General features: G+C 73.0%; 23 protein-coding genes. 13 read left to right on the top strand and 10 right to left on the bottom strand.

Annotation, left to right across the window (positions count from 1 at the left end):
• Window positions 1-4: 4 nt before the first annotated feature.
• From PD653B2_RS05245 to PD653B2_RS05235, 3 genes are read right to left on the bottom strand one after another with little or no spacing between them, the layout of a single operon-like run.
• Window positions 5-436, bottom strand: coding sequence for a hypothetical protein (locus tag PD653B2_RS05245; protein WP_133058946.1), 432 nt, complete (start codon window positions 434-436; stop codon window positions 5-7).
• Between the two features lie 35 nt (window positions 437-471).
• Window positions 472-888, bottom strand: a complete 417-nt coding sequence (locus PD653B2_RS05240) for a hypothetical protein (protein ID WP_085871282.1) — start codon at window positions 886-888, stop codon at window positions 472-474.
• Window positions 885-1,244: a hypothetical protein gene (locus PD653B2_RS05235; RefSeq protein ID WP_242665145.1), complete on the bottom strand. Its 360-nt coding sequence runs from the start codon at window positions 1,242-1,244 to the stop codon at window positions 885-887. Before PD653B2_RS05235 ends, PD653B2_RS05240 begins: the two co-directional genes overlap by 4 nt.
• Here PD653B2_RS05235 and PD653B2_RS05230 point away from each other — a divergent pair.
• A complete protein-coding gene (locus PD653B2_RS05230; protein WP_242665144.1) occupies window positions 1,213-2,031 on the top strand; it encodes a putative protein N(5)-glutamine methyltransferase in 819 nt (272 codons plus the stop codon). The genes PD653B2_RS05235 and PD653B2_RS05230 overlap by 32 nt on opposite strands.
• A gap of 10 nt (window positions 2,032-2,041) precedes the next feature.
• Here the strand turns inward: PD653B2_RS05230 and PD653B2_RS05225 are convergent, their stop codons facing one another.
• On the bottom strand, window positions 2,042-2,896 hold the full coding sequence (locus tag PD653B2_RS05225) for an SDR family oxidoreductase (protein WP_085871281.1): 855 nt from the start codon (window positions 2,894-2,896) through the stop codon (window positions 2,042-2,044).
• Between the two features lie 118 nt (window positions 2,897-3,014).
• Between PD653B2_RS05225 and PD653B2_RS05220 the strand changes: the two genes are divergently transcribed.
• Window positions 3,015-3,344 (top strand): winged helix-turn-helix transcriptional regulator, encoded by a 330-nt coding sequence (locus PD653B2_RS05220; protein ID WP_085871280.1) that lies wholly within the window; start codon window positions 3,015-3,017, stop codon window positions 3,342-3,344.
• A gap of 166 nt (window positions 3,345-3,510) precedes the next feature.
• A complete protein-coding gene (locus PD653B2_RS05215) occupies window positions 3,511-4,011 on the top strand; it encodes a thioesterase family protein (protein ID WP_165763339.1) in 501 nt (166 codons plus the stop codon).
• A 42-nt stretch (window positions 4,012-4,053) separates the two neighbouring features.
• Here the strand turns inward: PD653B2_RS05215 and PD653B2_RS05210 are convergent, their stop codons facing one another.
• A complete protein-coding gene (locus tag PD653B2_RS05210) occupies window positions 4,054-5,112 on the bottom strand; it encodes an endonuclease/exonuclease/phosphatase family protein (RefSeq protein ID WP_085871278.1) in 1,059 nt (352 codons plus the stop codon).
• A gap of 78 nt (window positions 5,113-5,190) precedes the next feature.
• The gene (locus tag PD653B2_RS05205) at window positions 5,191-5,625 is read right to left on the bottom strand and encodes a ribonuclease H family protein (protein WP_085871277.1); all 435 of its coding nucleotides are present in this window, start codon (window positions 5,623-5,625) and stop codon (window positions 5,191-5,193) included.
• A 151-nt stretch (window positions 5,626-5,776) separates the two neighbouring features.
• On the opposite strand from PD653B2_RS05205, the gene PD653B2_RS05200 reads away from it, so the two are divergent.
• From PD653B2_RS05200 to PD653B2_RS05185, 4 genes are all read left to right on the top strand, one after another.
• Window positions 5,777-6,235: a nuclear transport factor 2 family protein gene (locus tag PD653B2_RS05200; RefSeq protein WP_085871276.1), complete on the top strand. Its 459-nt coding sequence runs from the start codon at window positions 5,777-5,779 to the stop codon at window positions 6,233-6,235.
• 158 nt (window positions 6,236-6,393) lie between these two features.
• Window positions 6,394-6,861: a PTS sugar transporter subunit IIA gene (locus PD653B2_RS05195; protein ID WP_085871275.1), complete on the top strand. Its 468-nt coding sequence runs from the start codon at window positions 6,394-6,396 to the stop codon at window positions 6,859-6,861.
• A gap of 90 nt (window positions 6,862-6,951) precedes the next feature.
• Window positions 6,952-7,458, top strand: coding sequence for a SigE family RNA polymerase sigma factor (locus PD653B2_RS05190; protein ID WP_345775742.1), 507 nt, complete (start codon window positions 6,952-6,954; stop codon window positions 7,456-7,458).
• On the top strand, window positions 7,445-8,026 hold the full coding sequence (locus PD653B2_RS05185) for a hypothetical protein (RefSeq protein ID WP_085871274.1): 582 nt from the start codon (window positions 7,445-7,447) through the stop codon (window positions 8,024-8,026). Before PD653B2_RS05190 ends, PD653B2_RS05185 begins: the two co-directional genes overlap by 14 nt.
• Window positions 8,027-8,078: 52 nt before the next feature.
• Here PD653B2_RS05185 and PD653B2_RS24770 read toward each other — a convergent pair whose 3' ends face one another.
• Window positions 8,079-9,413 carry a hypothetical protein gene (locus PD653B2_RS24770; protein ID WP_165763338.1) on the bottom strand — a complete coding sequence of 445 codons (1,335 nt, stop codon included), beginning with the start codon at window positions 9,411-9,413 and terminating at the stop codon, window positions 8,079-8,081.
• Window positions 9,413-9,829, bottom strand: a complete 417-nt coding sequence (locus tag PD653B2_RS05175) for a hypothetical protein (protein ID WP_085871273.1) — start codon at window positions 9,827-9,829, stop codon at window positions 9,413-9,415. Before PD653B2_RS05175 ends, PD653B2_RS24770 begins: the two co-directional genes overlap by 1 nt.
• Window positions 9,830-9,943: 114 nt before the next feature.
• Here PD653B2_RS05175 and PD653B2_RS05170 point away from each other — a divergent pair, with 114 nt between their 5' ends.
• The 6 genes from PD653B2_RS05170 to PD653B2_RS05145 all read left to right on the top strand — a co-directional run bounded on the left by PD653B2_RS05170 (window position 9,944) and on the right by PD653B2_RS05145 (window position 15,422).
• A complete protein-coding gene (locus PD653B2_RS05170) occupies window positions 9,944-10,537 on the top strand; it encodes a hypothetical protein (protein ID WP_133058945.1) in 594 nt (197 codons plus the stop codon).
• A gap of 177 nt (window positions 10,538-10,714) precedes the next feature.
• Window positions 10,715-12,202 (top strand): fatty acid desaturase, encoded by a 1,488-nt coding sequence (locus tag PD653B2_RS05165; RefSeq protein ID WP_085871271.1) that lies wholly within the window; start codon window positions 10,715-10,717, stop codon window positions 12,200-12,202.
• A 13-nt stretch (window positions 12,203-12,215) separates the two neighbouring features.
• On the top strand, window positions 12,216-13,190 hold the full coding sequence (locus PD653B2_RS05160) for an alpha/beta hydrolase (RefSeq protein WP_085871270.1): 975 nt from the start codon (window positions 12,216-12,218) through the stop codon (window positions 13,188-13,190).
• A complete protein-coding gene (locus tag PD653B2_RS05155; protein ID WP_085894206.1) occupies window positions 13,190-13,381 on the top strand; it encodes a ferredoxin in 192 nt (63 codons plus the stop codon). Before PD653B2_RS05160 ends, PD653B2_RS05155 begins: the two co-directional genes overlap by 1 nt.
• Window positions 13,382-13,477: 96 nt before the next feature.
• Window positions 13,478-14,104 (top strand): bifunctional 4-hydroxy-2-oxoglutarate aldolase/2-dehydro-3-deoxy-phosphogluconate aldolase, encoded by a 627-nt coding sequence (eda, locus tag PD653B2_RS05150; protein ID WP_089503889.1) that lies wholly within the window; start codon window positions 13,478-13,480, stop codon window positions 14,102-14,104.
• A gap of 70 nt (window positions 14,105-14,174) precedes the next feature.
• Window positions 14,175-15,422, top strand: a complete 1,248-nt coding sequence (locus PD653B2_RS05145; RefSeq protein WP_085871268.1) for an ROK family protein — start codon at window positions 14,175-14,177, stop codon at window positions 15,420-15,422.
• A gap of 23 nt (window positions 15,423-15,445) precedes the next feature.
• Here the strand turns inward: PD653B2_RS05145 and PD653B2_RS05140 are convergent, their stop codons facing one another.
• Window positions 15,446-15,733, bottom strand: a complete 288-nt coding sequence (locus PD653B2_RS05140) for a putative quinol monooxygenase (protein ID WP_085871267.1) — start codon at window positions 15,731-15,733, stop codon at window positions 15,446-15,448.
• Complete coding sequence (locus tag PD653B2_RS05135) at window positions 15,730-16,995, bottom strand: ROK family transcriptional regulator (RefSeq protein WP_085871266.1); 1,266 nt, start codon at window positions 16,993-16,995, stop codon at window positions 15,730-15,732. Before PD653B2_RS05135 ends, PD653B2_RS05140 begins: the two co-directional genes overlap by 4 nt.
• Window positions 16,996-17,045: the final 50 nt, after the last annotated feature.

The raw sequence follows: 17,045 nt of genomic DNA, 5'->3' as shown, positions 1-17,045 counted from the left end.
CACGTTACAGATCCGCGCGAGCGTCCCGACCCTCGAAGAGCTCCGGCATCGCGAGCCCGGCCAGGACCGACATCTCGTCGAGGTCCGGCTGAGCGGCGGAGTCGAGGAGCCGGACCAGCTCGCCGTACCCCCGCCCGGACGCGAGCGCCGCCACGAGGGCGGGCGCACCGAACCGGTCGAGCCAGGCCCACAGCGTCCGCGCCGCGATGCCGTCGCGCTCGATCCTGGCCAGCACGAAGTCGACCTGCCGGTCGGTCAGCCCCTCGCGAAGCCGGCGCTCGACGTCGAGCAGGTTGGCCGTGCGCGGATCGCGGTGCACGGAGCGGCGTCGGCGCTCCTCGCACCGGCGCCGCGAGCGCGCCGATGCGGTGCCCGAGGCCAGCCAGGCCACCAGTCCTGCGACAACGATCACGAACGTCATGGAAGTCGGACTCACGTCTGCCCCCTTCGGCAGTCGACGACGAACGACCTCTATTCGGAGCTGGCACCCGTCCGGATTGTCCGCTTCTGCCGGCGCAGCCACAGCAGCCCCGCGATCGGCAGCACGGCCGGCACGAACCCGTAGCCGATGCCGTAGTCGGACCACACCGACGCGTCGGCGAACCAGTCCCGCTCGACCAGGCTCAGGGTCCCGACGGTGAGGACCCCGCCGAGCTCGACCCAGAGCATCACGCTCGCGAAGCCGGTGCTGCCCACCGAGGCCTGGCGGATGGCGTACCAGCCCAGTGCGTAGGTCACCGCGGCGGCGAGCGAGAGCCAGTAGGCGACCGGCGCCTCGCCGTACTGGGTCGTCAGCTGCACCAGCGCGCGAGCGCCGGCCGCGAGGGTGAAGAGCGCGTAGAAGGCGAGCAGCGCCTGGTGGGGGCCCGAGCGGGCGGGGGCGCTCATGCCGTCATCTGCAGTCGGACGGCGATCACGGTGACGGCGAGCGCGCCCACCGCGACGACGCCGGAGGACCAGACCGCGCGGTCGCCCTCGACCGACTTCATCGCGATCGGCAGGATGCAGACCGACGAGACCAGGTAGCCGACGTGCGTGGACAGGGAGTCGGGCGGGTCGTCGCCGAACACCGTGCCCAGACCGGCCAGCCCGCGCACGACGAGCAGCACCTCCAGCAGCCAGACCATCTGGTCGAGCCACGGCGGCCGGTCGCCGCGACGGAGCACCACGACGAGGGCCAGGACCGTCACGAGGGCGGCGTACCCGATCACGATGACGGTGATCTGGGTCGTCACGCTCGGCATGGCAGCATCATCGACCATGCACCCCGAGGAGCTCGTGGCCACCCTCCGGGCGGCGGGCTGCGTGTTCGCCGAGGACGAGGCGCGCCTCCTGCTGGAGGCGGCCGCCGACGACCCGGACGGCACCGACCTGGACCGGATGGTGGCCGACCGGGTCGCCGGGCTGCCGCTCGAGCAGATCCTCGGCTACGCCGAGTTCTGCGGCCTGCGCATCACCGTGGCGCCCGGCGTCTTCGTGCCCCGGCGGCGGACCACGGCGCTCGTCCACCGGGCCGCGCCCGGCCTGCGCGCCGGTGACGTCGTGGTCGACCTGTGCTGCGGCGCCGGCGCGATCGGCGCCGCCCTGCTGGCCAGGACACCGGGCCTCGAGGTGTACGCCGCCGACATCGACCCGGCCGCCGTCGCGGTCGCTCGCCGCAACCTGCCGCCGGAGCGGGTCTTCGAGGGCGACCTGTACGCCGCCCTGCCGGACGCCCTGCGCGGGCGGGTGACGGCGGTCGTCGCGAACGCGCCGTACGTGCCGACGCACGCGGTCGCGACGATGCCGCCCGAGGCCCGCGACCACGAGCACCGGGTGGCGCTCGACGGCGGCGCCGACGGCCTCGACGTGCACCGAGGCGTCGCCGCCGGGGCGCCGGCGTGGCTGGCGCCCGGCGGGCGGCTGCTCGTCGAGACCAGCCGGGGCCAGGCCCTCGGCACCGACACCCTCATGCGCGAGGCCGGGCTCGCCACCGAGGTGTGGACCGACGACGAGGTCGACGGCACGGTGGTGACGGGCACGCTGGTCTGACGGGGTCCGGTCAGACCCAGCTGCGCACGGTCTCCAGGAGCGGCTCCGTCGGCCGTCCGGTCAGCCGGGACAGGTCGCCGGGGGTGAGGCCGAGCAGCCCGTCGGCGATGGCCTGGTCGAGCGCGACCACGAAGCCCGCGGTGCCCTCGTCGAGCCCGAACGACACCAGCAGGGCACGGTGCTCGTCCGGCATCAGCCGCTGGTAGGTGACGTCGCGGCCGAGCACCTCCGCGAAGGCCGCCGCCAGCTCGTCGAAGCTCCACGCGACGTCGCCGAAGAGCTCGTAGACCGCGCCCTCGTGGCCCTCGGTGGCCAGGACCGCGGCGGCCGCGGCCGCGAAGTCGGCGCGCGGGGCGCTCGCCACCCGGCCGTCACCGGCACTGGACGTGACGACCCCGGTCTCGCGGGCCTGCTCGAAGGCCTGCTGGTAGTTCTCGGTGTACCAGCCGTTGCGCAGGAACGTGAACGGCAGCCCGCTCGCCCGGATGAGCTGCTCGGTGGCGGCGTGCTCGGGCGCGATGGCCAGCGTCGTGTCGTCGGCCGCGGGGGCGCTGGTGTACGCTATCCGCCGTACGCCGGAGCGCACCGCGAGGTCGACCACCGCCTGGTGCTGCGGCACGCGCTTGCCGACCTCGCTGCCGGAGACGAGCAGCAGCACGTCGCCCTCGCCCAGCCACGGCACGGTGTCGGGGACGTCGTCGAAGTCGAGGCGCTCGGTGCGCACGCCCCGGTCGGCGAGCGCGCCGAGCTTCTCGACGGCGCGTCCCGTGGCCACGATCTCGGCCGGGTCGACCCCACGCTCCAGCAGGCTCTCCACCACGAGCGGGCCGAGTTGCCCGCTGGCTCCGGTGACGACGATCGACATGGTTCCTCCTCGGTTCGGTTCTGCTGACGAGGAGAGAACCCCGGCCGGCCGGGGCACCTTCCCGACCGGGGGTACCTACTTCAAAGTGGGGTACCCACCCGGAGGTAAGGTATGGGCCATGACCATCGTCCGAGACCTCCAGGTCGACACGGCCTGCCCCGACACCCGCCTGCTGGTCGAGCACGTGACCAGCAAGTGGGGCGTGCTGCTGCTGCTCACCCTGGACGACCGGACGATGCGCTGGAGCGAGCTGATGCGCGAGGTGACCGGAGTCAGCGAGAAGATGCTGAGCCAGTCGCTCCAGACCCTCGAGGCCGACGGTCTCGTGCACCGCGAGGCGCTCCCCGTCGTGCCCCCGCACGTGGAGTACTCCCTGACCGCGGAGGGCCGTACGGCGGCCGGGCTGCTCGCCCCGCTCGTCCACTGGGCCCAACAGCACGTGCGGTGACCTCCTCGACCTGGCGCGGCCGCGCGTCCGCCACCGTCGGGCTCGGCGGGGTGCAGGTCGACCGTGGTGCCGCGCGACGCCGTTCCCCCTCCCGGACACCGCTTCGTCAGGGCTCCGACCAGGGGGCGGTGCCGCTGCGCGCGGAGCGGGGAGAGAGAGTGGTCCTGTGACCAGCGACCACCCGACCTATGAACAGCTCGCCGCTCTCCCCGAGTTCTCCGCCCAGGGTGTACCCACGGCGTTCGAGGACATCAACGGGCACCTCAACGTCCGCCACTACGTCGGCATCGCCAGCGAGGGCCTCGACGAGTCCCTCGTCGACGTCGGCATCCTGCAGAACTGGCCCACCGTGGCGGGCCACGCGGTCTTCAGCGCCGAGCACCACCTGACCTACCTGTCCGAGCTGCGGACCGGTGACCGGATCTCCGTGCGGGTGCGGCTGGTCGGCCGCTCGCAGCGCGCCGCGCACGCCGTCGTCTACCTGCTCGACGACTCCCACCAGAAGCTCAGCTGCGTGATCGAGGAGATCTTCCTCCACCTCGACATGGGCACCCGGCGGACCGCCCCGTGGCCCGAGGACGTTGCGGCGGGCCTCGACGCCCGGATCGCCGAGCACCAGGCGCTGTCCTGGCAGCCCGCGCTGTCCGGCTCGATGGCGCTCCGGTAGCGGAGACGCGTCAGCGGATCCGGATCCGGTGAGGCGTGGTCGTCACGACAGGACGAGCTTGGTGAACAGCGGCCGGTGGTCGCTGTGGAAGCCACCGAGCACCCACTGCCCGCGGAACCTGATCTCGCCCTCCGTGAGCGCCGCCCGGTCGACCCACACGTAGTCGATCCGGCGGTCGGTGGGCCAGTGCGTGGGCTGCACGTCCGTCCCGAGTGCCTGGTACGACGACACCGCCGTGCCCGCCAGCGCCCGCCGCGGGCCGCCGGCCGGCCGGTGGCGCGCGTCCGCGCGCACGTCGAAGTTGTAGTCGCCGGTGCCGACCACCCAGCGACCCGGCGCGCCGTGCCAGGCGGCGGCGATGCGCTGCAGCTGGTTGCGCGCCCGGAAGGCGTTGATGGTGTCGCGCCAGTGACCGGGCCGGTCGAGGTCCTCGATGGCCTGCGGCAGGTGCACGTCGATCACGGTCAGCAGCCGCCCGGTCTCCCGGTGCTTCAGCGTGACCGTGGCGACCAACCGGTTGCCGAAGGGGTAGCGCCCCTCCAGCGAGCTGATCCCGCGCGCGACCTGGCGCTGCCGGGCCGAGACGAGGGTGAACTCCGAGCTCCGCCACGAGACCGCGAGCTCGGAGTTGCGCTTGCCGAACGGGAACGTCTTGGTGTCCCACCCGGGCAGCGCGTGCAGCACCGCGCCGAACCGGTTGGCCTCCTGCCAGCCGACGACGTCCACCCCGGGGTGCCGGGTCAGTCTGCGCGCGTCGGCCGCGGCGTCGGCCGGCGCCAGCTTGCGGTACATGTTCATCGTCGCGACGCCGACGTCGACCGGCTTCAGCGTGACGGGCCGGAGACCGGAGGTCAGGTGCCCGCCCTGACCTGGCGGCAGTGCCGCCGGCGGGAGAGCGACGTGCTGCTCGACCGACCGCGGCGACCGTACGTCGCCGGCGACGACCACGGCCCGGGGTTGCGGTGGCGACGTGGAGTGGTCGAGGAACGGCACCACCCCGAAGCCGACCAGGGTCGCGAGCACCAGCAGCGGCGGCGGACCGGCCCACGTCCGGGCGCGCTCGGACGCGGTACGGCGTCCGAGACGGACCCGTCGGACCACGCGGCTTCCCCTCGGCTCGGTCTGGCGGTGTGCGGCTGGCCTTCACGCTAGCCTCGCCAGCCCCTCAGGCCCCGGAGGTCACGCCCGTGTCGTCGCCTGCACCGCCAACCGGTCCACGAAGTCGTTCATCGGGTGCCCGGAGTGACCCTTCACCCAGGCGAAGGCGATGTCCCCGCGCTCCTGGAAGAGCTCGATCAACGGCTCCCACAGGTCCCGGTTGGCGACCGGCTGGCGCGACGAGTTGGTCCAGCCGCGCTCGAGCCAGCCGAGCCACCAGTGGTCGCGGAAGCAGTTGACGACGTACGTCGAGTCGCTCACCACCAGCAGCGGGCCGTCGAGGGCGCGCACCGCTTCGAGCGCGGCCCGCACCTCCATCCGCTGGTTGGTCGTCGCGGGGTCACCGCCGGAGGAGTAGACCGAGGTGTCCAGCGCCCAGGCCCAGCCGCCCGGACCGGGGTTCCCGGCGCAGGCACCGTCGGTGTAGACCTCGCGGGCCCCCACCGGCACGGGCATCGCGGGACGAGCAGGGCGGGAGGTCCTCTTCGTGGGTGGCACGGGCAGCACCCTGCCACGCCGGGTCCACGAGCCGTTACCGTCCCCGCATGAGGTACGCCGTCATCGCGCCGACCGCCGCGGGCACGACCGAGCCGCGGGCGATCGCCCCGTGAGCCTCGCGGCCGAGGACCGGCTCGCCCTGGCCGACCTGGTGCACCGCTACGCGTCGTACGTCGACGCGCGCGACCTCGACCGGGCGGTCGCCCTCTTCACCGAGGACGCCGTCCTCGTCTCCCCGGAGCCACCGCGCACGCTCGAGCCCGACGTCGAGCGGCGCGGCCGGGCCGGCGTCCGGCAGGCGCTGGAGGGAGTGCTGCGCGCGGTCCGTACGGTCAACCAGGTCGTGGGCGAGGTGTACGACGCGGGCTCGACGCCGGACGTCGCGCACGGCGCGATCACCGGGGTCGCCCACCACCTGATGGAGCGCGAGGGCGCCCAGGTCGACCTGTCGTGGTCGCTGCGCTACGCGGACGACTACCGGCGCACGCCGGAGGGGTGGCGGTTCGCGCGGCGCGCGCTGACGATCGACGTCGTCGAGATGCGGCCGGTGCAGAAGGTGCGGCCGTGACCGGCGACGCGCCGCCTGCGACACCCGTCGTGAGGAGCACCGTGAGCCGCGAGACCTGGCGCCTGGGAGGCGCCGTCGGAGGCGGCTGGAGGGACCGAGGTCCGACGTGGAGGCGACCCGGTCTCGCCGTCGCGGACCGGGTGGAGTCGAATAGAGCCATGACCGACTCGCCGGCCCCCATCGTCACGTCCCAGATCGTCAGCCTCGACGTCGCCCTGGGCGATGACAGCACCCAGATCGTCCGAGCCCTCACCGGGCTGCTCGCCGACGCCGGACGGGTCGACGACGTCGACGTGTTCGTGGAGGCGGTCCTGGCCCGCGAGGCCCTGGGCCCCACCGTGCTCCCCGGCGGGATCGCCCTCCCCCACGCGCGCAGCGTGGTCGTGACGGCGCCGTCCGTCGCCGTGGCCCGGCTGCCCGAGCCCGCGGCGTTCCGCGCCGACACCGACCCGGTGCGCCTGGTCCTGCTCATCGCCGGGCTCGGCGACGACCCGGCCGGCTACCTGCAGGTGCTCTCCAAGATCGCCACCGCCTGCGTGAAGTACTCGTTCGTCGACGAGCTCCTCCGGGTCCGCACCGCCGAGGACATGGCCGACCTGGTCGGTCAGGCGATCGGCCGCCGCTGAGCTTCCTCCCCATCTCCGGGGCGCGTGACAACCCGCGCAGGCGGGTCGGAGTTTGACAGGTGTGATGACACGGAACGGCGGGGACACCCGGTGATCCCGCGCCGCGACAAGCGCGCCTTCGACGAGTTCGTCCGAGCGTCCTCGGGTCGGTTGGTCCGCACGGCGTACCTGCTGTGCGGCGACCGCGGCCACGCCGAGGACCTCGTCCAGACGGCCCTGCTCCGCACGGCACGACGGTGGGGGTCGGCACGCCGGCAACCCGAGGCGTACGCGCGTCGGGTGGTGGTCAACCTCGCCAAGGACCGGTGGCGCCAGCTCGGCCGACGGCCGAGCGAGGCGCCCATCGAGAGCGACTTCTCGATCCCGGTGTCCGACGGGCTGCTCGACCGCGACGAGCTGATGCGCGCCGCGCGACGGCTCGCCCCGGGACAGCGCGCCGTCCTCGTGCTGCGGTACTTCGACGACCTCACGGTCGAGGAGACCGCGGCCGCGCTCGGCTGCAGCACCGGCACCGTGAAGTCACAGACCTCGCGCGCCCTGGAGAACCTCCGGGCCGCGCTCGCCCCCGAGAAGGAGATCGCCGATGTTGACCGATGACGACCTGACCCGCCAGCTGGGCAGTGCCTTCCGCGAGGAGGCCGGCGACCTGGAGTACGCCGGACGGGTGCCGACCCTGCGCCGTACCGGCGCCGTGGCCCTGCCGATCGCCGCCACCGCCGCCGTCGCCGGCGTGCTGGTCGCGGTCGCCGCCACGAACGCCGACGACCCGGTCGGTCCCGGCACCACCATCGCCGGTCCGAGCTCCGGCACCGGCACGAGTCCCGGCGCCGCAGCCACGCCGCGCCTGGTCACCGACACGATCGAGATCGCGGGCTACACCTACACCTACCAGCACGCGGTCGGCGAGCAGCTCGCGGACGACCTCTACGCCGTGATGAACCCGGGCGAGGTGCCGGCCGACGCGAGGCCCCTCGACGCACCGGCGCCGGCCCGGGCCTGGGTCGGCACCGACCCGACCTCGGGGGACACCGCGCTCTGGGTCGAGGCACCGACGCGCAACGGCGGGCACCTGTTCGCCCTGCTGTCGCCGACCTGGACGACGGACCAGCTCGCCGACCTGTTCCACCACGGCGAGCCGCGACAGGTCCCGGCGATCACCCGCTGACCCCGACACGGGCCGCCTGTCGCCCGAGGGCGAGGTGCGGCGGCGTCCTCGGTCAGTCGAGCACGCCGGGCGCGACGTCCTCGTCGTCGATCCAGTCGGACTCGATGTCCTCGAACGCGTCACCCTTCTTGCGCTTGTCCTTGCTGTTGCCGCGGCCGTTGCCGCCGGCCGCCGACCCGGCGCCGCGGCCCCCGGCCTTCCCGGCCGAGCGTCCGCCGGACGCACCGCCGCGGGTCCCCGCCGGGCGACCCGCCGTCGAGCCCGCACCGCCGGCCGCACGGCCGGCGCCCGCGCCGGCGGCGGTGGTCGAGGTCGAGGTCCTGGCCTGACCGAGGGTGCCGGCCGCGCCGGCTCGAGACGTGGCACCGATGCCGCGGGTCGCCGCGTTGGCCGTGCCGCCCGGCGCACCGGGCGCGATGGCCGTGCCACCGGTCAGACCGCCGAGGACACCCTTGAGGCCTCCGGCCGCGAAGCCTCCGGCGAGCACACCGCCGCCGAGGGCGCCGCCGGCGCCGAGCGAGGTGCCGAGCGAGCCGCCCGAGCCGACGCCGGTCCCACCACCGCCGAGCGTCCCGGTGCCGCCGCCGACCGTACCGATCGTGCCCCCGCTGGGGTTACCGCCGTCGTCAGTGCCGCCCGTGCCGCCGCCACCGGTCCCGCCACCCGTGCCGCCGCCGCCGGTGCCGCCGTTCCCGCCACCGCCGTTCCCGCCACCGCCGGTGCCGCCGCCACCGCCGACGCCGCCGCCACCGGTGCCGCCACCGCCGCCATCGCTGGATCCGGGACCCTGCGGGAGGTGCGGGCTCTGGTGGCCGCCGCCACCGCCGCCACCGCCGCCTCCGCCATCGTGGGGACGCGGGGTGGGCTGGCCGTGGATCTTCTGCATCTGGCCCGACGAGTGCTCGAGCGCGGTCTCCATGTCCTTGATGGCCGTGGCCGACTCGGTCTCGCGCCTGTGGTAGTCCGCCCAGTACTGCCCGACCGCGGTGTCGTAGTCCTTCTGGTTCTGGACCTCCTCCTCGGAGTTGCCACCCGGGGAGGTCTGCTTCTTGGTCGGGAAGGAACCGCCCTCGCCCATCGACACGCTCTTGTCGTGGGCGGTCTTCAGCGCGGTCGCGGCCGTCGCCAGCGCCTCGGCGCCCTTCCCCATCTCGATGGCCTTGCTCTGCATCGCCCCGGCCGACTTCGTGAACGCCGCCGCCGTCTGCTGCGCCGTCGCGCCCTTGAACCGTTCGTGGATCGTCGGCACTCGCCGCTCGAGCTCGTAGGCGATCTTGTTCAGGGCCGTCTGACCGGCCAGCCACGCGGACGAGGCGTCACCCAGGTGGGTGGGCACGACGGTGGCGACGTACTGGTCGAGCTCCGACTGGCGGGGACCCTTCACCATCAGACATCACTCCCGGTGTCGCTCGGGAGGCCGCACTGTGCGGGCTCCTTGAAGTGGTTGCCGCCGACGCACTCGGCCGCTGCCTGGATCTGGCGGGAGTCGGCGACGCTGGTCTCGGTCACGCCCTCGGCCCGGGCGTGGAAGTCGTCGACCACGGCACGGTAGCCCTGGAGACCGACGGCCATGTCGGTGATCGCGTCCATCACCACCTGGCGGGCCAGGGCCGCGTTGGCCGCCAGGTCGGCCGCGGCCGGGGAGTTGCCGTAGGAGGCGGGCGGCGGGTCCGGAAGGTGCTTGCCCTTCTCGAGGTCGTCGGCTGCCGCCTGCAGCGCCGCCTTGATCTCGGCGAGGATCGCCTCGTCGTAGATCAGCTCCGCGACCGACTCGATCGCGTCGCCGAGGTTGAAGATGGTCATTGCTGTGTCTCCCCCGTCCCGAGTCATGACTAACTAGTCGACGATGGGGGCATACCCGCGGTCACGGCCTCCGAAAACAATCTGGCCGCTCGAGTTTCGACCCAGGAGGAAATGGTGCGTCGCACGACCCAGCTGACGGCCGGCGCGGTCGCCCTGCTCGCCCTCTCCCTCGGCGCCTGCTCGGGCGACGATCCCGACGATCCGACGCCGGCGCCCACCGCCTCGACGTCGCCCTCGCCGAGCGACTCCACGTCCCCCAGCGAGTCGACCGAGCCCTCGGTGACCGCGGCCTCGGGCCTGCTGTTCGACACCGGGTCGGCCACCGTCAACCTGCCCGACGGGTGGAAGGACAACAAGAACGGGTACCCGAACACCTACAGCGGGAGCCCCCGGAAGAGCACCGGCATCCAGCTCATCACCATCGTGGACCTGGCCGGCGCGTCGGGGTACTCCCTCGACGACCGGGCCCGTGACTCCATGGCCCAGCTTCCCGGCTCGAAGCTCACCCGGAAGCCGGACGTCGAGCTCGACGGCGTGCCGGCGTACCACATCGCCGGGACGGCACCGGTCCGCGGACCGTACGAGGAGGTCGGGACCGGCTCCCACGGGCGCGCGATCAGCATCAGCTTCAGCCTCAACGACTACACGGCCGCGGAGCGTCGCGAGATCGTGGACTCCGTGATCGCGTCCTTCCGGTGGAAGGACTGACGACAGCGATCAGGGATTCAGGGGGCTGAACTCCCCCGGCCGGACCGCCGCGACGGACGCGCAGCGCGTCCGTCTCGCGCCGGCATCCTGGTCGTTGACATTATGTTTGTCGCCAGCATATCTTCGATCGCCGCCGACTGATATCACGGCTGGCGTCACCACTCACCAGGAGCGTCGATGGAGACTGGGCAGGCATCGATCGCCAGTGCGGGTGAGCCGGTGGGCCGTGACTACAGCCTGACCGGCCCCCGATCCAAGCAAGCCGTGCTGCTCGGGCTCACCGATGCCGAGTGGTATCGCCCGCCCATCGCGCCGGAGCGGCTCCGTGAGCTCATGACGCGGCGCAACGGCCCCGCGATCCGTGACACCACGCTCTGGTTGCTCCTGCTCGTCGCGACCGGGCTGCTGGCCTACCTCGCCCTCGGCACGTGGTGGGCGATCCCGGCGTTCGCCGCATACGGCGCGCTGTACGGCGGGGCCGCCGATCCGCGGTGGCACGAGAACGGCCACGGCACCGCCTTCAGGACGCGCTGGCCCAACGACGTCGTCTACGCGCTCGCCTCCTTCATGCTGCTGCGGGAGCCGACGCTGTGGCGCTGGTCGCACGTCCGCCACCACTCCGACACGATCATCGTCGGCCGCGACCCCGAGATCAGCTTCCCGCGGCCGTTCCGGTTCCGCTCGGTGCTGCCGAACTACCTGAACCTGATCAGCGGCCCTCGCATGCTGCTCCGGATCGGTCAGCACGCACTCGGGAGGATCGACGAGGACACCCGCGAGTTCGTGCCCGAGGAGGAGCTGCCGCGGGTGGTCCGCGAGGCCCGCGCCTTCGCACTGATTCTCGGCGCCGTCGTGGTCTGGTGCATCGCGGCGGGCTCGCTCGTCCCGCTCCTGTTCGTGGGTCTCCCGTCGTTCTACGGCGTCTGGCTGGTGTGGTTCTTCGCCATCACCCAGCACGCCGGGCTCAACGAGGACGTGCTCGACCACCGCTACAGCACCCGCACCGTCTACATGAACCCGGTCTTCCGGTTCCTCTACCTCAACATGAACTACCACCTCGAGCACCACCTCTTCCCGTCGGTGCCCTATCACGCACTGCCGGCCTTGCACGAGGAGGTGAAGGAGTACCTCCCGGCGCCGAAGACCTCCATGTTCGCCGCCTACAAGGAGATCGTGCTGGCGCTGCGGATGCAGCGTCGCAACCCGGACTGGGAGATCCCCGGACGCGAGGTACCCGACGACGCCGCGTACCGCCTCAACGGCACGAGGACGTCCTCCGGCAGCCTGGCGACCAGCATGGCCGTCGCCGCCGGGTTGGAGTCCCGCACCGATCTCGGCCCGGCCGACCTGGTGATGCCGGGACAGGTCACCCGCATCGACATCGGGGACCACACCTACGCGCTGTTTCGCACCAGGCGGAACTCCTACGCGCTCACCGATGGCATCTGCACCCACGGCCAGGCCGATCTCTCGACCGGACACCTCGACGACTGCATCATCGAGTGCCCCAAGCACAACGGCCGCTTCAACGTGCTGACCGGCGAGCCCGTGCGGCGGCCGGCCCGGATCCCCCTCGCCACCTACCCCGTCGACGTGGTCGACGGGCGACTGTTGGTCGCGCTGCGCGGGCCGGGGCCCGATGTCGCCGCGACCGGCGCGTCCTGACGGAGAGCCACCCATGCCGCTGCATCCCCAAGCCGCCGCTCTCCTGGAGTCGCTGAGCACCCCTGACGCGCGCCCGCTGAGCCAGCAGACGGTGGCCGAGGCGCGCCGCGGGGCCTACGGGTTCCTCGACCTGTTCGGTCGCCCGGAGCCGGTGGCCTCGGTCGAGCACCGGTTCGTGCCGGGGCCCACCGCGGACCTGCCGGTGCGGGTCTACCGGCCCGAGACGGCGCCCGGTGGCGCCGCACCGGCGCTCGTCTACTTCCACGGCAGCGGCTTCGTGATCAGCAACATCGCGATCTTCGACACTCCCAGTCGGGCCCTGGCCAACCGCACCGGCTGCGTGGTCGTCGCCGTCAACTACCAGAAGGCCCCGGAGCACCCGTTCCCCGTCCCGTTCGACGACGCCTACGCCGCGACCCAGTGGGTGGTGGAGAACGCAGCGGACCTGGGCATCGACCCCGATCGAGTGGGGGTGATCGGTGACAGCGCCGGGGGCACCCTGGCCGCCGCGGTGTGCCTCAAGGCCCGGGACCTCGACGGCCCGTCGATCGCCGCCCAGATCCTCGTGCACGTCCCGACCCAGTTCGGGGTGGAGACGCCGTCCATGCGCGACAACGCGACCGGCCTGCTGCTCGAGGCCGACGACATGCGGTGGTTCGCCGGTCACTACCTGAGGCGTGACGACGACAGGACCCACCCGTACGCCGCGCCGATGGCGGCCGCGAGCCTCGCCGGGCTGCCCCCGGCACTCGTGGTCACGGCGGAGTACGACGTGCTGCGCGACGACGGCGAGGCCTACGCGAACCGGCTGCGTGAGGACGGCGTCCCGGTCACCTACACCTGCTACCCGGGGATGATCCACGCCTTCTACGGGATGACGAGCCGACTCGATGCGGCCTCCGAGCTGTACGACGAGATCTCCGCGCACGTGCGGCAGCACCTGGCCGGCGCGGAGCCGACCCACCCCGAGGGAGACGCGTCACCGTGATGATCGAAGCCGACGTCGACGCCTGCGAGGCGTACGGCGAGTGTGTCGCCGCGGCCCCCGGGCTGTTCGCGATCAACGACGAGAACTTCGTCGAGGTGCTGGACGCCTCCCCGCCGGAGGACCAGAAGGCAGCCGCCGAACGCGCGGTCTGGGCCTGCCCCGTGCACGCGCTCTCCCTCAGCCAGGACTGACTCAGCTGTCGTCGCCCGGCGCGACGCCGCAGGCAACGGGTCACGGTCCTGAGACGACGCGCGAGGGGCCGGCCGGCGTTGCTAGCCTTCTGCATCGTGATCGAGTCCCTGCTGAGCCTCAGTCCCGTGATCCCCGTGGTCGTCGTCCACGACACCGACCAGGCAGTGGGAGTCGCCCGCGCACTGGCCGACGGCGGCGTGCCCGTCATCGAGCTCACGCTGCGCACCGCGGTCGGGCTCGAGGCGATCCGGCGCATCGCGGCCGAGGTCCCGGAGATCGTGGTCGGCGCGGGCACCATCGTGAGCCCCGAGCAGGCCGCCCAGGCCGCCGAGGCGGGCGCGCAGTTCCTGGTCTCGCCCGGCAGCACCGACCGGCTCCTCGACGCCATGACGCAGACCGGGCTGCCCCACCTCCCCGGCGCCTCGACGGTCTCGGAGGTGCTCGCGCTGCTCGAGAGCGGCTACCGCGAGCTCAAGTTCTTCCCGGCGGAGGCCGCGGGCGGCGCGGCGTTCCTGAAGGCGCTGCACGCCCCGGTGCCCGTGGCCCGGTTCTGCCCCACCGGCGGCGTCACCGAGGCGAACGCGGCGAGCTATCTCGCGCTTCCGAACGTCGGGTGCGTGGGCGGCTCCTGGCTGACCCCGTCCGACGCCGTCGCTTCGCACGACTGGACCCGGGTCAGTGCACTCGCGGCCGCGACGACCGGCCTCCAGGCGGTCGGCTGACCGAGCTGCCCGCTCCCGGTCGGCCCGCCAGCGGACTCTCGCCGCGCTGAGCGCACGATATCGTTCGCCAATGCTCGACGACGAAGAGTCCCGCAGCCTGCTCGAGATCCTGGAGCTGGTCCGGTCGGGACAGGCGGTGACCCGGCCCGACCTCGCCCGTGCCACGCAGTTCGGTCGCGCCGTCGTGTCGCGTCGCCTGGACCAGCTCCTCGAGCTCGGGCTGCTCGGTGAGGGCGATCGGCTCTCGGTCCCGCGCGGGCGCTCGCCGCGCGGCCTGCACTTCAACACGACCAGCGGCCACGTGCTCTGCGCCGACATCGGCGCCCGGTCGATGTTCGTCGGCCTCGCCGACCTCAGCGGCCAGATCCTGGTGCAGGTCAGCATCGAGCACGACATCGGTCTCGGACCCGAGCAGACGTTGAAGGCGCTGTGCGAGGAGTTCGACAAGGTCCTGGTCACCGCCAAGGACGCCGGTCGTCAGCTGTGGGGGGTCGGGCTCGGCGTGCCCGGCCCGATCGAGCACGCCACGGGGCTCGCGGTGAGTCCGCCGATCATGCCGGGGTGGAGCGACGTCGACGTACGCCGGCGCCTCCAGGAGCGCTACGGCGTGCCGGTGTGGGTCGACAACGACGTGAACGTGATGGCCCTCGGCGAGCTGCGCGGCGGCACCGCGATGAACCAGCGGGACGTGGTGGTCGTCAAGCTCAGCACCGGCATCGGCGCCGGGCTGATCTCCAACGGGGTCCTGCACCGCGGCGCCCAGGGCTCGGCCGGCGACATCGGCCACGTCAAGGTCAGCGACGACCCGACGATCGTGTGCCGCTGCGGCAACACCGGCTGCCTGGAGGCCCTCGCGAGCGGCTGGGCCCTCGGCCGCCAGGGCCAGGAGCTGGTCGACCGTGGCGAGAGCCCGTTCCTCCTCGAGCGGACCGCGGGCCGCCCGGTCACCGGTGACGACGTCGTCGACGGCGCGCTGAGCGGCGACTACTCGTGCATGAAGCTGATGAACGACTCCGCCCGGCTGGTCGGCGACACGCTCGCGCTGATCGTCAACTTCTTCAACCCCGCGCTCATCCTGCTGGGCGGACGGCTGATGGCCGCGGGCGACGCCTACCTCGCCACCGTGCGCAACATCGTCTACTCGCGCTCGCTACCGCTGGCGACCCGCGAGCTGGTGATCGGCAAGGTGGGCCTCGGCTCCGGCTCGGCACTGCAGGGCGCGGCGGCCCTGGCGTTGCACGAGATCTTCGCCCCGGAGTACTTCGCCGACTGGGCCGGGAGCCGCAGCGTCCCCCAGCTGCTGCCGACGGCGAGCTGAGCCGAACCCGGCCCGAGCGCGGCTCAGACCTCGGCGAGCCGGTACGCCGCCACGGGCCCGGCCAGCAGCGGCGGGACGTCGGCCAGCATGCCGGCGACGTGGGGCGTCTGCATGTGCAGATCGAGGCTGGCCGCGTCGCGCCACTCCTCGATGAACACGAAGTGATCCGGGTCGGACTCGTCCTCGTGCAGGCGGTAGACGAGGCAGCCGTCCTCGGTGCTGGTCGGCGCCACGAGCGGCGCGAGCAGGGCACGCAGCTCGGGCCCGCGACCGGGCGCGGCGTGGAAGTGGGCGACGACGTGGAGGCTCATGGGATGCTCGCAATCTCTGGATGTCCGTGCGGGGAACGATGGGGCGCCCAGGCGTGGAACCGCCGGTCCGCCAGGAGCTCGTCGACGGTCATCGCCGCGGCCCCGACCAGGCCGGCGGTGAGGCCGAGTCCGCTGCGGCCGATGACGAGGTTCCTCGTCGCCAGCGGCAAGGACCGCCCGTAGACCGACTCCCGGATGGTGGAGAGGACGAGGTCCGACCCCTGCACGAGGTCGCCTCCGACGACGAGCAGGGAGGGGTTGAAGAAGTTCACCAGCGTCGCGAGGGCGCCGCCCACCAGGCGCGCCGACTGGGTCAGCAGGTCCAGCGCCAGCGGGTCGCCCTGCGCGCCCGCCGAGGTGATGTCCGCGATGGCCAGGGGCTGGCCCGCGGCCACCAGCGAGCCGAGGCGGGGGCCGGCCTCCCCGGTGGGCCCGGCGCCCCTCTCGTGGACCCGCCGGATCAGCGCCGCGCCACCGGCGACGACCTCGAGGCAGCCGGTGTTGCCGCAGCGGCACAGCTCGTGGTCGTCGTCCAGGACGGCGACGTGGCCGATGTCGCCGGCGGCACCCTGCGCGCCGCGGTGCAGCCGCGACCCGGAGATCACGCCGGCGCCGATGCCGACGCCGAGCTTCACGAAGACCATGTCGGTGACCCCGGCGCCTGAGCCCGCGCGGGCCTCGCCGAGCGCCTCGAGGTTGACCTCGTTGTCCACCCACACCGGCACCGAGAAGCGCGCGCCGAGGTGCTCGCGCACGTCGTAGGCGTCCCAGCCCGGCATGATCGGCGGCGCGATCGGACGACCGGTCGCGAACTCCACCGGCCCGGGCACGCCCAGCCCGATGCCCCAGACCTGGTCGAGCGGGATGCCGGTCGAGCGGCACAGCCGCTCCCAGGCGTCGGCGACCCGGTCCAGGACCAGCGCGGGCCCGTCGGCGATGTCCGAGCAGACCTCGTCGGTCGCGACCAGCCGCCCGGTGAGGTCGCTGACGCCCGCGGCGAACGCCGAGGCGTCGAGGTCGGCGACCAGGACGTAGCCCGCGACGCCGCGGAATCGCAGCTCCCGGGGGGCCCGACCGCCCGAGGAGGATCGGATGTCACCCTCCTCGACCAGGCCCAGGTCGCGGAGCACGCCGAGCCGCTGGTTGACGACGCCGCGGCCCAGCCCGAGGCTGCGACCCAGGTCTGCCCGCGTGGTGGCCCCGAGCTCGCGGACCCGCTGGACCACGGCGAGCACGTCGCGTGGGGGATCCAGGCCGGCCATGCGATGCATATTAGCGTTCGAAACCGATGTTTATTTTGTCAGCGACCTTT

This window comes from Nocardioides sp. PD653-B2, assembly GCF_002117935.1.
Lineage (GTDB): Bacteria > Actinomycetota > Actinomycetes > Propionibacteriales > Nocardioidaceae > Nocardioides.
This window is presented reverse-complemented; position numbering and strand designations above follow the sequence as displayed.